17 protein-coding genes are annotated in these 17,990 nt (G+C 42.3%); 9 read left to right on the forward strand and 8 right to left on the reverse strand.

Annotated features, from left to right (window positions below):
* Nucleotides 1-511: 511 nt before the first annotated feature.
* The gene (locus MSTHT_RS01790; protein ID WP_048166311.1) at nucleotides 512-892 is read right to left on the reverse strand and encodes a response regulator; all 381 of its coding nucleotides are present in this window, start codon (nucleotides 890-892) and stop codon (nucleotides 512-514) included.
* 315 nt (nucleotides 893-1,207) lie between these two features.
* Between MSTHT_RS01790 and MSTHT_RS01795 the strand changes: the two genes are divergently transcribed.
* The 4 genes from MSTHT_RS01795 (at nucleotide 1,208) to thiE (ending at nucleotide 4,322) form a co-directional block, all read left to right on the forward strand.
* Nucleotides 1,208-2,389, forward strand: coding sequence for an aminotransferase class V-fold PLP-dependent enzyme (locus tag MSTHT_RS01795; protein ID WP_048166312.1), 1,182 nt, complete (start codon nucleotides 1,208-1,210; stop codon nucleotides 2,387-2,389).
* 26 nt (nucleotides 2,390-2,415) lie between these two features.
* Nucleotides 2,416-2,712, forward strand: coding sequence for a formate dehydrogenase accessory sulfurtransferase FdhD (locus MSTHT_RS01800; protein ID WP_052721796.1), 297 nt, complete (start codon nucleotides 2,416-2,418; stop codon nucleotides 2,710-2,712).
* 87 nt (nucleotides 2,713-2,799) lie between these two features.
* A complete protein-coding gene (gene thiM, locus MSTHT_RS01805; RefSeq protein WP_048166313.1) occupies nucleotides 2,800-3,597 on the forward strand; it encodes a hydroxyethylthiazole kinase in 798 nt (265 codons plus the stop codon).
* Between the two features lie 47 nt (nucleotides 3,598-3,644).
* The gene (thiE, locus tag MSTHT_RS01810; protein WP_048166314.1) at nucleotides 3,645-4,322 is read left to right on the forward strand and encodes a thiamine phosphate synthase; all 678 of its coding nucleotides are present in this window, start codon (nucleotides 3,645-3,647) and stop codon (nucleotides 4,320-4,322) included.
* 50 nt (nucleotides 4,323-4,372) lie between these two features.
* On the opposite strand, the gene MSTHT_RS01815 is transcribed toward thiE, so the two are convergent.
* Nucleotides 4,373-5,242, reverse strand: coding sequence for a cation diffusion facilitator family transporter (locus MSTHT_RS01815; RefSeq protein ID WP_048166315.1), 870 nt, complete (start codon nucleotides 5,240-5,242; stop codon nucleotides 4,373-4,375).
* 369 nt (nucleotides 5,243-5,611) lie between these two features.
* Between MSTHT_RS01815 and MSTHT_RS01820 the strand changes: the two genes are divergently transcribed.
* The gene (locus MSTHT_RS01820) at nucleotides 5,612-7,057 is read left to right on the forward strand and encodes a right-handed parallel beta-helix repeat-containing protein (RefSeq protein ID WP_048166316.1); all 1,446 of its coding nucleotides are present in this window, start codon (nucleotides 5,612-5,614) and stop codon (nucleotides 7,055-7,057) included.
* A gap of 69 nt (nucleotides 7,058-7,126) precedes the next feature.
* Here MSTHT_RS01820 and MSTHT_RS01825 read toward each other — a convergent pair whose 3' ends face one another.
* The 6 genes from MSTHT_RS01825 to MSTHT_RS01850 form a co-directional block, all read right to left on the reverse strand.
* Nucleotides 7,127-7,333: a heavy-metal-associated domain-containing protein gene (locus tag MSTHT_RS01825; protein ID WP_052721797.1), complete on the reverse strand. Its 207-nt coding sequence runs from the start codon at nucleotides 7,331-7,333 to the stop codon at nucleotides 7,127-7,129.
* A 39-nt stretch (nucleotides 7,334-7,372) separates the two neighbouring features.
* Nucleotides 7,373-9,769, reverse strand: coding sequence for a heavy metal translocating P-type ATPase (locus MSTHT_RS01830; protein WP_197071757.1), 2,397 nt, complete (start codon nucleotides 9,767-9,769; stop codon nucleotides 7,373-7,375).
* Between the two features lie 23 nt (nucleotides 9,770-9,792).
* Entirely contained in the window at nucleotides 9,793-10,149 is a 357-nt protein-coding gene (locus tag MSTHT_RS01835) for an ArsR/SmtB family transcription factor (RefSeq protein ID WP_048166318.1), read from the reverse strand.
* 403 nt (nucleotides 10,150-10,552) lie between these two features.
* Nucleotides 10,553-11,497: a serine O-acetyltransferase gene (gene cysE, locus MSTHT_RS01840; RefSeq protein WP_048166319.1), complete on the reverse strand. Its 945-nt coding sequence runs from the start codon at nucleotides 11,495-11,497 to the stop codon at nucleotides 10,553-10,555.
* A gap of 97 nt (nucleotides 11,498-11,594) precedes the next feature.
* Nucleotides 11,595-12,521, reverse strand: coding sequence for a cysteine synthase A (gene cysK / locus MSTHT_RS01845; protein ID WP_048166320.1), 927 nt, complete (start codon nucleotides 12,519-12,521; stop codon nucleotides 11,595-11,597).
* 390 nt (nucleotides 12,522-12,911) lie between these two features.
* Nucleotides 12,912-13,325: a transcriptional regulator gene (locus tag MSTHT_RS01850; RefSeq protein WP_048166321.1), complete on the reverse strand. Its 414-nt coding sequence runs from the start codon at nucleotides 13,323-13,325 to the stop codon at nucleotides 12,912-12,914.
* A gap of 253 nt (nucleotides 13,326-13,578) precedes the next feature.
* Between MSTHT_RS01850 and nifS the strand changes: the two genes are divergently transcribed.
* The 4 genes from nifS (at nucleotide 13,579) to MSTHT_RS01870 (ending at nucleotide 17,989) form a co-directional block, all read left to right on the forward strand.
* On the forward strand, nucleotides 13,579-14,793 hold the full coding sequence (nifS, locus tag MSTHT_RS01855; RefSeq protein WP_048166322.1) for a cysteine desulfurase NifS: 1,215 nt from the start codon (nucleotides 13,579-13,581) through the stop codon (nucleotides 14,791-14,793).
* 147 nt (nucleotides 14,794-14,940) lie between these two features.
* A complete protein-coding gene (gene nifU / locus MSTHT_RS01860; protein ID WP_048166323.1) occupies nucleotides 14,941-15,330 on the forward strand; it encodes a Fe-S cluster assembly scaffold protein NifU in 390 nt (129 codons plus the stop codon).
* A gap of 56 nt (nucleotides 15,331-15,386) precedes the next feature.
* On the forward strand, nucleotides 15,387-16,301 hold the full coding sequence (nadA, locus tag MSTHT_RS01865) for a quinolinate synthase NadA (protein ID WP_048166324.1): 915 nt from the start codon (nucleotides 15,387-15,389) through the stop codon (nucleotides 16,299-16,301).
* 344 nt (nucleotides 16,302-16,645) lie between these two features.
* Nucleotides 16,646-17,989, forward strand: a complete 1,344-nt coding sequence (locus MSTHT_RS01870) for an O-acetylhomoserine aminocarboxypropyltransferase/cysteine synthase family protein (RefSeq protein WP_082086719.1) — start codon at nucleotides 16,646-16,648, stop codon at nucleotides 17,987-17,989.
* Nucleotide 17,990 lies beyond the last annotated feature (1 nt).

The raw sequence follows: 17,990 nt of genomic DNA on the forward strand, positions 1-17,990 counted from the left end.
GATTCAAAATGCCCAGTTTCAGAGTCTGAGAAGAGGTTCGGAATAGAATTCAGGACTTAGTTTAAGTTTTCAATCCTTTTGCCTGTATGCCGCAGATCTTTGTGGAGTAGGTGTTGCTTGTGGAGGTTTGCTTCAATAGATGAGAACGCAAGTTATACAACGCATTCATGGCATATATTATTTTTAAGATGTAATGTTATTTCATTGGTATAAGTCTTGGTAAGAAATGATATATCTTAGTTCATTGGTTTAATGGCTATATTAGTGATAATGATTATTGGGCTGGTCGAGCAGTAGAGACAGTTGAAAATCTTGAATCTGCGCTGGAGCAGTTCAGCAGCATTTATCAGGAACTGGAAAGAGAGATGTAAAATCCTCTCCAGCTCATGGGTTTATGTGATGAACTCGAAGCAAAACTCAGAAAACAGCGGGAAGATAACAAGAAACTTATGCAAGCGGCTTTTAAGGATTTATTAGAAGGTAAAAAACCGAAAAACGAGAATTTGATTTCCTAGTTTGGCTCGGCAATTTTTCTAAGTATATCCATCATCCCATCCGAGTCAAAAGGTTTTACTACAAACCCCATAGCGCCTATCTTCATGGACTCCGTTATCAAGACCTGCTGACCAAGAGAGGAAAACATTGCCATTTTTGCGTCCTGGTCTATAGCAAGGATCATGTCCAGCAGCTTTTTCCAGTTCATACTGTCTGGCATATTATCCGGCACCATTATATCCATCAGTACGAGATCAGGCTTTAACTCCAGATACTTTTGAATGGCTTCATCCCCATCAGCCACCTCAGCAACAACCTCGTGCCCGTGCTTAAAAAGAGTATTCCGGATTGCCATTCGCATAAATTCGGCGTCGTCTACAATCATAACCCTTGCCATTAAGTTTCCCTCTTTTTTATTTTTATCAAGTAAATTATATTATTCTATGGTTTTAAGTAATATTTTTTAGTCTAATGCTTTTCAGCCTGCCTGTAGGTAATAAACTTCCTATAAATCTACAGAACTAAACTGTTTTATTCTTTTTGGTCAGTGTTGAAGAGGGAACTCCATAACAGGAGCTATGTATACGCTTTATACGCCTGCTGTCTTGTGAAGGACATTATTTATGCAGCAGAAAATAAATGTAAACTCTTTCTAGGTTACAGCATAATACCTTTTTTAATCGGAATATAAAAGCGGGAGGGGCAAAGTTTTATGGGAATTGAAGATTGTCTGGGTGATTTCCAGATTCCGGAATACCTCCATTATATGGATAGTGCGGCAACCAGCCTTATTCCTGAGCCTGTAATAGCTGCAATGAACGAATATGACCGGCAATACCGAGCTAGCGTTGGCAGGGGAATGCACAGACTTGCAAGGGTTGCAACCCAGAGGTATCAGGACGCACACGATAAGGTCGGCAGTTTCATTGGCGGGAAAGGAGGCACGACTGTCTTTACCAGGAACGCCACCGAAGCTATCAATATGGTTGCTGCCGGCTTTGATTGGAAGCCCGGAGACCGTATAGTTACAACTGTTGTAGAGCACCACTCCAATTTGCTTCCCTGGCTTCGGTTACGCCAGAAAGGCGTTGAGGTAGTTGTTATCCAGCCTGGTGAAGTCGGGGTTTTTGATCTCGAAACATTTAAGGAGGCAATTACTGCTGGAACAAAACTGGTTGCTGTCAGCCATGCCTCAAACGTACTCGGTACAGTGCAGCCTGTGAGGGAAATTGCTGACATCTGCAAAGCTCAGGGAGCCTACTTTCTTGTTGACGGGGCACAATCCGTTCCCCATTTTCCTGTAGATGTCCGGCACATTGGATGTGATTTTCTCTGCTTTTCCGGGCATAAGATGCTGGGACCTACAGGCACTGGCATTCTGTGGATGCGGGATGAGATTATTTCTCCTCTCATACTGGGCGGAGGCACAGTCGAGGACGTCACAACCGAAGGGTGCACCTTAACAAGCGGTTACCGGCGGTTTGAAGGAGGCACTCCAAATATTTCAGGCGCAATAGGGCTTGCACAGGCTGTAAAATATCTCGAAAGCCTTGGAATGGGTTCGGTGTTAAGACACGAGCAGAGACTTACTGACCGCCTGCTTTCAGGGCTTGCCGAGATCGAAAATGTCACTGTCTATGGACCAGAGGATGTGAAAAACAGGATAGGGGTTGTTTCCTTTACCATAGATAAAATCCATCCGCATGAAATCGCTTATCTGCTTGATGAAAGAACCGCAATTCTCGTCCGTTCAGGAGATCACTGCTGTATTCCGCTAATGAAGCATCTTGGGCTTGAAAACGGCACAGTCAGGGCAAGCCTTTACCTGTATAATACCCTGGAAGAAATAGACCTGCTTATTGAGACCGTGGAAGAGATTGCAAGCACCGTGTAAAAGATAGCCTGGAATGTGAAGGAATTTTGCGTAATAGAGATATAGGCAGGCATAATGCTCTTGATAAGGAAACAGGTTACGGGTTGAAGCACAATGTGGATTTTTTCCAGGACAATTGTAGCCTCTCTGGAAGGCTCTCTTCGGAAATGATAAGAAAATGTCTTATAGCCAATATTCCTATTATTGCCTCAAGAGGTGTAATCAACCCGCTTGCCGTCAGGCTTGGGGAACAATCAGGTCTTACTATTCTCGGTTTTGTTCGGAGCCAGAAGATGAATATCTATACAGGCATAGAAAGAACCAGGATTAAAGATTCTGCCTGAGCTTAACCTGATTACGATACTGATTTCGATTTCCTGATGCAACTGGCAGCAACGGATATGTGCTAAAACGTCTATTGAGGAATCTTAATGAATAACCCGTTAAAAACGATAAGAGAAAGAAAACCCCTTATACATCATATAACGAACTGGGTAACGATTTACGACAGCGCAAACATGACAAGGGCTTTTGGCGCGCTGCCTGTAATGGCGCATGCTCCTGAAGAATGTGCTGAGATGACAGGAATTTCCTCGGCTCTTGTGCTAAACATTGGAACCCTCACCTCCGAAATCATCGACTCCATGTTACTTTCGGCTGCTACTGCAAACGAAAAGAAAATTCCTGTTGTGCTTGATGCCGTAGGGGTTGGGGCTACGAAATTCAGGGACGAGATGGCTGCAAAAATTCTTAACTCGGTCCATGTAGATATTATCAAAGGCAATTACTCAGAAATTGCAAAACTGGCAGGCGAAAATGCTGAAACAAAAGGAGTTGAAGCAACTACAATCAGTGCAGATCCCGAAAAAATTGCAAAAGAGTTTGCAAAATCAAGCTCCGCAGTTGTCGTGATGACAGGAAAAGAAGATATTATTAGTGATGGAGAGAGGGTATTTGTTGTAAGGAACGGGCACGAACTGATGGGTTCTATAGTAGGAACCGGGTGTATGGTTGCATCGGTGATAGGCGCTTTTGCTGCCATTAATCCGGATTACTGTGAAGCCTCAAGAGACGCTCTGTGTTATTTTGGAATTGCAGGAGAACTTGCAGCCGTGAAATCAAGTGGGCCTGGAAGCTTCAAGGTTAACCTGTATGACGAGGTGTTCAACCTCTCGGATGAAAAAGCGAGAAATATGATGAATTTTGAAGAAAAGCAAGCTCAAAAATAAAAAACGGCAATTTTGAAAAATGTGCATGAATGAGCGGGTTTAAGCATATGAGCCAGAAAAATTTCAGCCGAAAAAATTCCCTTTTAAAAGAAATTGATTTCTACCTTGTAACGGATTCCAGGCTCTCGAAGAAAGGGACTTTATCTGATGTCAAAGAAGCCGTGGAGTCAGGATGCAAGATTGTTCAGTACAGGGAAAAGGATAAAAGTACTAAAGTGATGATCGAAGAAGCCTCCGAAATCAAGAAGATATGCAGCGGTAAGGCTATATTTCTGGTAAATGACAGGATAGATATTGCTTTAGCGGTTGATGCGGATGGTGTACATATCGGTCAGGACGACATGCCTCTTGAGACGGCAAGGAGACTTCTTGGAGAGGATAAAATCATCGGGCTCAGTGTGCATGACAGGGAAGAAGCAATCCTGGCGGAAAAAGCCGGAGCTGACTACGTGGGTCTTGGTCCTATCTTTGATACAGCCACAAAAAAAGATGCTGGAGAGGGGATCGGTCTGCTTAAATTAAGGGAAGTTAAAGCTGCAATAAGAATTCCTGTAGTCGCTATTGGCGGAATAAATAGAGGAAATTGCGAGAGCGTCGTTCAAAACGGAGCTGACAGCCTGGTAGCGATTTCTGCAGTCGTGTGCAGTGACGATGTAAAAAAGGAAACTGAATATTTCATTGATACAATCCGGAGAATAAAAAGGCAAATATCGGATAATCTATAAAGAAAGTACTGATCAAATAAGGAGCAAGTTTGGAGTATATAATCGGCTCATTATCTGCTTAAAAAACATACTGTTTCAGAACAAACTCCTTCGCCTTCCAGTTCAAGTGTTGAGTGTACGATATGAAACTCCTTTAATTTGCTTTTAATAGACTGCTTTATAGTATCTGGTTCTTGCAGGTATTTGTTCTCAACAACTATATGCGCTGTTAGAAAATCCGTCTCTCCTTCCAGAGACCATATATGGACATCATGAACCCTTTTCACTCCTTCTATCGATACGATGGAATTTTTGACCTCATCAATGTCAATATATGCCGGAACACCCTCTAGAAGAAGGTTAAATGTTTCCTTTGCATTTCTGAGAACTCCCCATAATACAAAAATCGTGAATCCTATTGTCATTATGGGATCAATAACAGGCTCATTCCAGAAATTTATAATTATTGCTCCAATGAGCAGGGCTACCCATCCCAGAATGTCTTCTAGAAGATGCCATGACAGAATTTTCTCACTCTGGCTCATCCCTTTCTTCAAGCGAACAAATCCCAGCCCATTTATCATGACCCCAATGATTGCAATTAAAAGCATTCCTTCGGCATTTACGGGTTCAGGATTGATCAGACGCGGTATAGCCCGGGACAGTATTAATAATGACCCGGCTATAAGCACAATAGTAGTAAATACCGCAGATAAAAGGGATAACCTTCGATATCCAAATGTCATTTTACCTGTTGCGGGCTTTTTTGCTTTCTTCTCTGCTAACCAGGCTATTATCAATGCAAAACTGTCAGCAAAATCGTGCAACGCGTCAGCCATCAATGCCAGGCTGTTTGTTAAGACTCCTCCAATAAATTCTATAACTGTGAAGAGTATGTTCAAAGCTGCAGCAAACCCCACGTTTTTTTCCCTATCTCCCATGGACAATACATCCACTCATGTTGTTATTAAATTTTCTGTATTTTATTTAAATTGAAATGAAAAACGATTATTGAGTTCGCTATAAATACAAGGTTATCCATATATCAAAAACTCATCACATATGTGAACTACGAATACTAAAAGTTTTATGACTGCAGCAATAGAAACTAATAAAGTTATTAACATTATACATAGTTTGTTAAGTTAGCTATTATCTGGTTGTCGGGATAAATTATTGAGAACCGTGAGCACAGTGACTCCTTTACATTTTCTCAAAATATAAAACAATGCTCGATTTCTCGTATTTATTAAGAACTTGCATCCTGACTTCTCTCATATTAGAAGTTTATAATTAAATAAGGGATAAAAATGAATGAAAAACATCTGAGATACATACAGCAAAACAGGAAAAAAATAGGAATTTCCGTTGTAATCCTCTTTTTCTCGATTGCATTGGGAATACTTATTTTTCATACTATAGAACCCAGCTTTTTTCCAAAACCGGGAAATAAAATTGTGTATGTAGCTGCTGATGAAAGTGGAAACTTCACATGTGATGGGAGTGATGATCAGGTAGAGATAAATAGAGCTCTTGCATATGTTGCAGAAAATCCCGAGTATTCAACTGTTCATTTGAAAGGTAATACTACTTACGTTATCTCTGACAGTATTTTAATTGGGAGCAATACAGTCCTTCAGGGAGACCGTACAGCTGTAATTAAACTCGAGGACAATGCAGACTGGACAGTGGGCAAGCCCATGATAACACAGATGGACCGCTCCGGAGTCAATAGAGTCACTATAAAAGGATTCGAGATTGACGGAAACCATGACAATAATCTAGACAAAAAGAGAGGGCAAGGATATTACAATATGATCCATTTCTATGATTCTAAGAATATAGATGTGCACGGCATGTATATGCATGATGGGCATGGAGATGGGTTAAAAGTGGAGAGAAGTTCCAATATTATATTTTACAATAACAAGGTGTATAAATTAGGACATGACGGGCTTTTTGCCATCGATAGTGAGAATATAAAAGCGTGGAATAACAGAATAACCTGCAGGACGAATGGCGGGCTTAGAGCAATGAACTCTAACCATGTAAAATTCTATGACAATGTGATTGATTCTTTCTTCCACTGGAGTGCAGGTGGAGCTGGAATTCTGATTGAAAAAACGACAGGTATCGTTAATGATGTAGAGATTTATAATAATACTATCCATGATACGTACGGTCCCGGGTTATGGCTGATAGGCTATGGGAACTCTTATCCTAGGGAAGAGGCACAGAATGTCCACATACACCACAATACCTTCTACAATACCGGTACGAATCCCAACATTAATTGGGTAGGAGGGATAGTGACAAGCGGGTTTTATGATACGCTTATTGAAAATAACGTATTTGACGGGGTATATCATGGAGCTATTATTAACATGTATCCTACCACCGCAGATGTAGACCATTCAGTTGATCTTTCACCTAAGGGAACAGGATATAAAACCATTGTCCGCAATAACATAATCCTTGCCACCCAGAAGCGCACGAAGGATCCTGATGGAACAGGATATGCAATAATTAATTATCTCCCTGAGACGCATACAATTGTGCTGGAGAATAACTGTTTATACAACAATTTGGGAGGAAATTATAAAAACGCAAGTTCAACTACAGACATCTATGAAGCCCCCCTCTTTGTAAACCGGAATAAACATGATTATCGTCTGAGACCAGAGTCTCCCTGCATTGGTGCAGGATATTCCCCAGCAGGTTCTTCTGAAAATGGTACTAATATAGGAAGATACTAATAAAAACAAATCCAATTTTTTTAATCAGTTGGAGGGTAAAAATGGGTATGTTAAAATACCAATTTTATATTATTTATCCTCTATGTCATAGCCGAAATCTTCTACTTTCTCAGTAATTTCCTGTTTACTGACCTTGTCTGGATCAAAGGTTATCACAGCGGCTTTTTCTGAAAGCCTTATGTCAAGTTTTTCTATACCATTAACACCCTCCAGGGCTTTACGCACATTCGCTGCACAGTTGCTGCAATCCACACCTAGAACCTTTAAGGTTTCCATCTCTATTACTCCTTTTTTCTTAAGTTGGTAGATTCAGGTCTAATCTTCGTGTTTCACCCTCAATAATCTCATTGCATTCAGGGTAACCAAAAGTGAGCTGCCCATATCCCCTATTACAGCCAGCCACATAGTTAGCCATCCTGGAATGACAAGCAGAAGAATTAATCCTTTTATTACCAGGGCAAAAATGATATTTTGTTTGATGATGCCCAGGGTTTTCCTGCTCAATCTAACTGTATCGGTTAGTTTTGTAAGGTCATCTGCCATCAAGGCGATATCTGCAGTTTCCAGTGCAGTATCCGTTCCTGCAGCTCCCATTGCAATACCGACTGTAGATATTGCCATAGCAGGGGCATCATTGACACCATCTCCCACCATAGCCACCTTTCCATGTTCGGCAAGTAGATCCTTAATCGCATCTACCTTGTCTTCAGGCAACAGGTCTGCCCGGAAATCGTCGACTCCTGATTTTGTAGCGATAGCACGAGCAGTGCTTTCATTGTCTCCTGTAAGCATAATGACCTTTTTAATACCGGCTTTTTTCAGCTTACTGACAGCCTGCCCTGAATTTTCTCGCAGGGTATCTGCAACAGCTATGAGCCCCAAAATGCGTTTATCGTCTCCCAGCATCATTACAGTTTTTCCTTCATTCTGGAGACGAGAAACCTCATTTTCTACAGCTTCTATATCGATTGCTTGTTCAGTAAATAATCTGGAATTCCCGATTTGATACGTCTTACCATTAACTGTTGCTTTAGCCCCTTTTCCGGGAATTGCCTCAAATGTTGATATACTGGCTAATACGCTGGATATCTCAGCCCCCTGTTCTTTTGAATATTTTACAATTGCCTCGGCAAGAGGATGTTCTGATCTACTTTCAATCGCGGATGCTATTGCCAGAAATTCTTTATCGGACAGCCCATTTATTGGGATAATATCCGTCACCTGAGGCTTTCCTTCAGTAAGAGTGCCTGTTTTATCAAAGGCAATTACTGATAAATTCCCGGCTTCTTCCAGATACATGCCACCTTTAATAAGTACGCCATTCTTCGCCGCATTACCGATTGCGGATACAATGGATACAGGTGTAGATATCACCAGAGCACAGGGACACGCTACCAGTAGTAAAGCCATGGCTTCGTAAAACCATTTTTCAAATGGCTGTTCAAAAGTCAGTGGAGGTACTGTAGCAACTAGAGCAGCCAGGATTATAACAGCAGGAGTATAATATTTCGCAAACCTATCGATAAATTGCTGAGATGGTGCACGCTGTCCCTGAGCTTCCTCTACCATGTTAATAATTCTGGATATTGTATTATCCCTGGCAAGCTTGGTGACCTCAACTTCAAGCGAACCGCGCCCATTTATGGTTCCAGCATATACCTCGTCCCCAGGCTGCTTCTCTACAGGAATAGATTCTCCTGTGATCGAAGATTCATTTACAGTAGAGTAACCAGCAGATACTTTGCCATCCATGGCAATTCTTTCTCCGGGGCGGACAATTATATGGTCGCCTGTTTTAATTTCCTCTACTGGTAACCTTATTTCGGTCTGCCCTCGCCTGACTAATGCTTCATCTGGGGTAATTTCCATTAAAGCCTGAATAGAATTCCTTGTTTTATCGAGAGTATAGCTCTGCAAAGCATTTCCAAAAGAGAATAAAAATATAACAGCTGCAGCCTCTTCAAACGAGCCGATAAAGGATGCACCGATGACTGCTATGGTCATGAGGAGATTCATGTCAAATTCCCATGCGTTAATAAGGACAGAAATGCCATTCTTGGCTGGTAGAAAACCCCCAAGAAGAATTCCGGTCAGAAATAGCCCATTAACTGCTAGTTCAGGTGCTCCAAGCTTTCCAGCAGTAAATCCCAAAATGAACATGATGAAGGAAATGATTGTGGGCTTAGCGTACTGGTTCGTTTTCCAAAAACTGACTGGCGCTTTTTTTGTCTTCAATCCAGTATCTACTTTTCCCGAATAACCCAATTTTTCAATTGTTGACAGAATTTCTGTCACTGATCCGCTATGAGTTACCGTCATTTTGGAGGAGCCGAAATTTACCTGCGTCTTTTTGACTCCAGGAATCTTCGATATGCGTTTTTCTAACTTAGCTGCACAATCGGCACAATCCATTCCTGTGATGCAAAAGTCAGTGGTTTGAAAAACTTCTGAAGTATTTTCTAATTTTTTCTCCTCTTCTCGTGCTTCATAACCTAATTTCTTAATTTTATCTATTACCTGAGTAATGCCGGTTTGTTGAGGGTCATAGTCTACGTTAAGTCTACCAGCAGGGAAAGTGATTGTAGCGTTAGTAACACCTGGTATACGTTTAACGGCTTTTTCTACTCTGGCTGCACAATCCGCACAATCCAAGCCTGTAACAAGAAATCTGGACGATATAATCGATTCCGTTATTTGTGCCTCCTGGATCACAACTTATTCTCCGTTTTTAGCTTTTATTCAGTAACATGCTCCAGCCCTTGAGCGAATAATTTCTCAATATGATCATCAGCCAGGGAATAAAACATGATTTTACCTTCTCGCCGAAACTTAACAAGGCGTAGAGTCCTGAGGGTTTTAAGCTGATGAGATACTGCTGATTCAGAAATACCAATAACAGCTGCAAGGTCGCAAACACAAAGTTCTCTGGTCATTAAGGAAAACAATATTTTCACTCTTGTAGGATCTCCCAGAGCCTTGAACAGTTCTGCCAGCGAAACAGCTATATCTTCGCTAAATAGAGCCTCTCTTACTGCTTTTACTGCTTCATCGTGTATACAATTGATTTCACACCTGTCTTCTAATTCGACCACGCTAACTCTCCAATATGGCTACTTTTAAATACTATTATATATGAACATCTGCTCAAATGTGCTTATGAATAAGTATTCAGATGTATTAATACCTTTCCTTCAATTGAAGAGTGTTCTTTAAAAGCACTTAACGTAACTCTGATAAGAATATGAAACTATCATGTTATACATTCAGAAAAAAAGCACTTAATGTAGCTCTGATACGCATATGAAATATTATGTTATACATTCAGAAAGTTAGACTTTAACATCTCAGAATAACTTAACAATTAAGAAATTAACAATTGAGAAAGAATATAACCTGAATGCTCAGTTGTTTACTCCAAACTGGCACTTTCCTGAAAACAGCCTTGATAATCATTCTGAGCTTTTAACTGACCTGCCAGAAAAATAAAGGTTTATCTTAACGTGCTGCCTGTTTTTTGAATTTATCCCAGCTCCAGGGCTCGTCGAGGATATTAACGTTAACTTTTTCTATCCCTTCAGCGCTCAGGACTTTTCGCCGGATCTGTTCCTTAAAGTACTCGATCATGGGGCAGGAGCTAGTCGTCAATACAAGGTTTACATCTACATTTGGACCATCTACGATAACTTCCTTGACCAGTCCCAGTTTTACGATATCCATGCCTACTCCAGGGTCAATCACTTCTTTTAGTAGGGAATAGATTTGCTCGTCCTTAAGTGCTGCTTCCTGTGTAGTTTTCTCCTCTCTGGAGATTGACTTCTCATGTGCTTTGAACTGGTCTTCTAATCTGCTCAACCGGTCGAGTATCTGTCCTATAACAATAAGTCCAGGATCAGGAAGCTTATCATGATCCAGCTGCCCTGCTGAAGGGGATGGACGCGGCTCCGCAATCCTTGCAGGTACTCCCACAACCGTAGCTCCGGGAGGGACTGGTCGGATAACAACCGAGCCAGCACCTATTTTTGCGCCTCTGCCAACAGTAATTGGTCCGAGCACGGTTGCTCCTGAACCGATAACCACGTCATTTTCAATAGTAGGGTGGCGTTTTTTCTTTTCCAGAGTTGTTCCGCCCAGCACAACCCCCATGTATATAAGAACATCATCTCCGACTTCAGCTGTTTCCCCGATGACTACCCCGGACCCATGATCTATAAAAACTCGCCTTCCAAGCTTTGCTCCGGGATGGATCTCAATACCTGTCAACATTCTGGAGATGTGAGAGAGCAAACGAGCCAGAAAATAGAAGTGTCTATTCCAGAGCGAGTGGGATACCCTGTGTATCCAGATAGCATGCAAGCCCGGATAACAGCAGATAACCTCAAGCGTAGACCTTGCTGCCGGGTCTTTTTTAAAAACAGTCTCTATATCTTCTCTGATTCTCATTAGTAGTCTTCCGATGTAAGTCCTCATATCAGTCAGCCAGCTGTCCGACGTATGAATAAACCCTTGCCGAGATTTCAGTTTCACAGTTGCCAGTAAATCAGTCAAACAGGTCAGTGCTCAAATAACGCTCTCCCGTATCCGGCAGAATTACAACAATCGTCTTTCCGCGCATTTCTTCTCTGGATGCGACCTGAAGTGCAGCCCAGGTAGCAGCCCCTGAAGATATCCCTGCAAGAATACCTTCTTCCTTTGCCAGCCTTCGGGCTGTGGCAGCGGCTTCATCTCCTGTAACTTTGATAATTTCATCAATCAGCTCAAGCTGGAGAACATCAGGAACAAAACCTGCACCGATTCCCTGGATCCTGTGCGGGCCAGGGCTTCCTCCGCTGAGTACAGGAGATTCGGCAGGCTCGACTGCAATCGCCTTAAAAGAAGGCTTCCGTTTTTTGATAACACTGGCAATCCCTGTAATAGTTCCGCCAGTTCCCACGCCCGCTACAATAACATCGGCTTTGCCGTCAGTATCTCTCCAGATCTCTTCGGCTGTTGTCCTTCTGTGAATCTCAGGGTTTGCGGGGTTCTGGAATTGCTGGGGTATGAAATAAAGTGCAGGATCGTCGGCAGCCATCTGTTCGGCTTTATTGACTGCCCCCCTCATTCCTTCCGCTCCCGAGGTCAGGACAAGTTCCGCTCCCAGAGCTTTAAGCAGTTTTCTTCGTTCTACAGTCATAGTTTCAGGCATAACCAGTATAAGATTGTAGCCGCGGGCAGCACAAACGCATGCAAGTGCGATGCCGGTATTGCCGCTGGTTGCTTCAATAATAGTGGTGCCTTCTTTGATTCTCCCTTCACGTTCGGCTTCTTCGATCATTGCCAGCCCTATTCTGTCCTTCACACTGCCCATGGGATTGAAGGATTCGACTTTTGCCAGCACATCCGCATGCAGTCCTTTGGTTATGCGGTTTAGCCTGACAAGAGGAGTATTGCCAATTGTCCAGGTTATATCAGAAAATATCCGACCCATACTTCTACTGTCTCCTTACCTGCCGTCTTCTGCAACTCATTTCTTCCAGATTCCATGCAGTTTTTATTCCCCTAAGGTTATATTATAAACTGCCAGTGATGTATGTTTTTTCACTCAAACCTTTTTCAGGCTTCATTACAGTCTACGCATTATACTTCATCCTGCCTGAAACTTCGAAGTTTTGAGTGCAGTGTTATTGCGGCAGCGGTTGATTCAGAATAAATTCACAATTGTGAATATATTTAATGTTAAATATAGTTATCGAGAAATTACCTTATTGAAAAGCACATTAAAAACTGGATAGAACTGGTGCCCGGATATAGAAACCGATAAAGAAACCGATGAAGAAAGCAGTGAAGAAACCAATGAAGAAACCGATAAAAACCGGCTTCATTCCTCTGAATTTTCTTTAGAATCTTCTTTATCATCTGTTTGGTTTTCTGCTTTATCGTCTGCTTTATCTTCTGCTTTATTATCTGTTTGCTCTTCGGCGCAGCCGGTATTGCACTTTTTTTCTATCCCACGGGCACTTACGCAGATTTCACAGATCCTTACTACAAAATCAGAAACCTTATTGTCGATCAGATCCTGAGCAAGCTTTTCAATTAACTCCTTCGTCTCGCCCTGAAATTCAATCCTGTATCCTCTTTTTCCTGAGATATACTGGGAAACTGCCGATGGAGCAATCCCAAGCAGCTTTGCTGCTGTTGCCTGTGATTGTCCTCTCTTTACAAGTTCGATTGCGAGACTGGCTCTTATTGCGGGAACCAGATCCCACACAATCTTCTGACACGGAGTTTCCATATTTATCATCCTTTTTTAATGTTTACAATTGAGAAGATATAGCTTAAGTACATATATTTATTATCATTATAAAAAATAATAATAAGATTACATAGATAGCGATATAGGAAGCAAAAATCCAGTCAGATGGCTCTGTTTCAAGAGTATCCAGATTACTTTCGGAAAACCTTTTAAAACCTATTAAAGGTTCTAAAACTTATTAAAGTGCCTTCTTCTCGGCATATATGATAAAACTTAAATAGTCACAATTGTTATGGCTATTCACAATTGTGAAGGTGAAAATGTGAGCACTGAAAATAAGGCAGTTTACATGGACAACTCGGCTACAACTCCTGTAAGAAAAGAGGTTGTCGAAGCGATGCTTCCTTATATGACCGAGAATTTTGGAAACCCTTCTTCAATTTATGAGATCGGAAAAACCTCAAAACATGCAATAAACTTGGCAAGGAAAAAGGTTGCTGATGCGCTCGGGGCTGAAGAAAACGAGATTTATTTCACATCCGGGGGCACGGAATCCGATAACTGGGCAATTAAGGGAATAGCCTTTGCAAACCGGGACAAAGGAAAACACATTATCACCTCTTCTATTGAACACCATGCAGTGCTGCATACCTGCGCCTGGCTGGAAGGGCAGGGCTTTGAGGTAACCTACCTGCCTGTGGACAAATACGGAATGGTGTCTCCTGACGAACTCAGAAAAGCAATTCGGGATGACACCATCCTTATTTCCATAATGTTTGCAAACAACGAAATCGGGACAATCCAGCCTATAAAGGAAATCGGAGAAATCGCTAAAGAGAATCAGATATATTTCCATACGGATGCGGTGCAGGCAATAGGTCATGTCCCTATAGATGTCAAAAAGCTCAATATTGATCTTCTTTCTCTTTCGGGACATAAGTTCGAAGGTCCAAAAGGTTGTGGAGCTCTCTACATCCGGAAAGGGGTGAAAATAGATCCTCTTCTACACGGCGGGGCACAGGAAAGAAAGCGTAGGGCAGGAACCGAAAATGTCCCTGGCATTGTTGGTCTTGGAAAAGCTATAGAGCTTGCAACGGCTGAAATCGAGGAATCAAACAGAACCCTGCTGAAACTTAGAGATCGCCTTATCGAAGGGCTTTTGAAAATCCCGAAAACCCATCTTAACGGGCATCCTACACAGAGGCTTGCAAACAACGTAAATGTCACATTCGAGTATATAGAGGGCGAATCGCTCCTGCTGCTGTTGAACGCGAAAGGAATCTATGCATCTACGGGAAGCGCATGTAATTCTTCTTCTCTTGAACCCTCGCATGTACTTACAGCCTGCGGAGTCCCGCACGAAATTATTCATGGCTCGCTAAGACTCAGTCTTGGAAGAATGAATACCAGCGAAGATGTGGACAGGGTACTTGAAGTTGTACCTGAGATTGTGCAAAAGCTCAGGAATATGTCTCCACTGACTCCGAAAGAGTACAGGACTCTTTGAGAGGCAACAGCAGCAATGCAGGTCGGCAATTGAAAAAGGAAGACCATTTTAAAGATGTTTAAATTGTTTTTTTGAACAGTCAGAAATTGAGAGAACAGAGTTGAAAAATTGAGAGAATAGAATTGAAATAACACTGGAGGACAGCAAATGGACTACAGCCTTAAAGTAATGGATCATTTCTCAAATCCGAGAAACATGGGAATCATTGAAGACAGTGATGGAGTAGGAGAGGTCGGAAACGCGAAGTGTGGAGACATAATGAAAATTTATCTCAAAGTTGAGGATAACCGGATTGTGGATGTGAAGTTCCAGACCTTCGGATGCGGAGCTGCGATTGCGTCAAGCAGTATGGCGACCGAACTTATTAAAGGAAAAACGCTGGAGGAAGCCTGGAAACTTTCAAACAAAGCTGTTGCCGAGGCTCTTGACGGACTTCCTCCAATAAAGATGCACTGTTCAATGCTTGCAGAAGAGGCGATCCACGCGGCTATTAACGATTATCTCAGGAAAAAGGGACTTGAGCCGTGGGATGACTGATTCCGGTTGTTCCTTCAGTACAGGAATGTGCTTGCAATATAGGGAATAAGATTGTTATGGAAAACGAGTTACTTATAGAAGAAATAAAAAAACTTAAAGCCGAAAGGAATGCTGTCATTCTTTCTCACTTTTACACCAGGCGTGAAGTTCAGGAAGTTGCGGACTTTGTCGGGGATTCTCTTTCCCTTTGCAAAGCCGCAGTTGATTCAAAAGCCGATATTATAGTCTTTGCAGGGGTTCACTTCATGGCAGAATCGGCATCAATAATTTCCCCTGACAAAGTGGTGCTCTTACCTGTACCCGATGCAGGCTGCCCTATGGCGGATATGATAACTGCGGAGGCTCTGCGGGATGCAAAAGAGAAACATCCCGATGCTGCAGTCGTGTGCTATGTGAACAGTTCGGCGGCAGTTAAAGCCGAATCTGATATCTGCTGCACTTCAGCAAATGCTATAAACGTGGTAAATTCACTTGAAAGCCAGGAGGTTCTTTTTGTTCCTGATAAAAACCTGGGTGTTTTCGTAGCTCTTCATACCGACAAGAAGATACATCTCTGGCCTGGATTTTGCCATGTTCACGAGAACATCAGTGATAAGGACATAGAAGAATTAAAAAAACTGCATCCAGATGCTGAATTCCTGGCACACCCTGAGTGTAGGCCTGAAGTCCTGAGCTATGCAAACGGGATTTTCAGTACTTCAGGAATTATAAAAGAGGTGGAAAGGTCAGGTTCCACGGAATTCATAATAGGAACCGAAAGGGAAATTGTTCGAAGCCTGAGAAGGAAATATCCGGATAAGAAATTCTATCCTGCATCCGAGAAAGCTTCTTGCTACAATATGAAGAAAATCACCCTCGAAACTGTCCTGAATAGTCTGCAAAACATGGAATATGTAATTCGCGTTCCGGAACACATAAGGGTGAAAGCAAGAAAAGCCCTGAACAGGATGCTTGAGATCAGCGGGAATTAAAACACTGGTAAGGGCTTACTAGCCCTCTTTCCTGACTCTATCGACGCTCTTTTCGCGAAAAGTTATTTCAACAAAATACTTCCCTCCATTCTCTAATTTGTGGTTTCTTTTTTACAGATAGCTTTTTATACTAGCATCACGATTGTGAAGATATAATCACAATTGTGAACATGTGCAAAAACCATAAGTGTCAGGATGGCAGAGTGGTTATGCTTCCGGCTGCAACCCGGAATTACGTGAGTTCGATTCTCACTCCTGACTTCTCAAAAGGCTGAAATAGAATCAAATCCAGAGACTCTGAGAATAGTCTGGCGGGATAAAGAAATATTTTGAGGTAAAATGAGATGAAGGATGAGAGCATAGACCGGATTGAAAAAGAGAGCAGGGGAAATAAGGAAAATTGGACAAAAGCCAGATCAGAAAGTCTGGGAATTTCTACCCTTGCTGTGCATGCAGGTGCAAAACCTGACCCTGTTACAGGAGCAAGAGCGGTTCCGATTTACCAGACTGTAGCATACGTATTTAAAGACACCGAGCATGCAGCCGACCTTTTCGGGCTCAGGGAAGAAGGAAATATTTATACCCGCATTATGAATCCTACAACCGATGTTTTTGAGAAAAGAATCGCTGCCCTTGAAGGAGGCATAGGGGCACTTGCGACCTCTTCAGGGATGGCTGCAATTACAACAGCACTTCTCACTTTTACAAAACCCGGAGACGAGATTGTATCAGGAGATAAGCTTTACGGGGGCACTTACGAGCTTTTCAACTATACTTTCCCAAAGCTTGGCAGAACCGTGAAATTCGTAGACGCAAATAAGCCAGAAGACTTCAAAGCCGCAATCTCCGAAAAGACAAAAGCTCTCTATGTGGAATCAATAGGAAACCCGGGGCTCGATATTCCTGATTTTGAAAAACTCGCAGAGATCGCTCATGCCGCAGGAATTCCATTTGTTGTGGACAATACGGTTTCTCCCCTGATTTTGAGACCAATTGAGCACGGAGCCGATATAGTAGTACTTTCGGCTACAAAATTCGTAGGCGGTCATGGGACATCTATAGGAGGAGTAATTGTTGATTCAGGAAATTTTGACTGGAGCCCTGAAAAGTTCCCTGAAATCTGCGAGCCCGATCCCGGATATCACGGCTTGAGATATAAGGAAGCCTTTGGAAAGGCAGCCTTTATTGCAAAAGCCAGGGTGCAGTTAATGAGAGATACCGGGGCATGCATTTCTCCTTTTAACTCATTCCTGCTAAGCCTGGGGCTTGAGACTCTACCTCTCAGGATGAAAAAACACTGTGACAACGCCCTTGAGGTTGCAAAATACCTGGAAAATCACCCTAAGGTTTCCTGGGTTTCATACCCCGGGCTAGAATCCCACAGCAGCCATGAGCTTGCAAAGAAATACTTTAAATCAGGCTATGGGGCACTGATAGGGTTTGGGGTTAAAGGCGGGATTAGTGCATGCAAAAAGTTTATTGAAAGGCTTGAGATCTTCTCCCACCTTGCAAATATCGGGGATGCAAAGAGCCTTGTAATCCATCCTGCTTCAACCACCCATGAACAGCTGTCAAAGGAAGAACAGCTTGCCTGCGGCGTAACTGAGGACTTTATCAGGCTTTCCATAGGAATTGAGGATGAAAAGGACTTGATTTTTGATATCGAGCAGGCACTCTCCGAGGTTTGAT

This window comes from Methanosarcina thermophila TM-1 (genome assembly GCF_000969885.1).
Classification (GTDB): Archaea; Halobacteriota; Methanosarcinia; order Methanosarcinales; family Methanosarcinaceae; genus Methanosarcina; species Methanosarcina thermophila.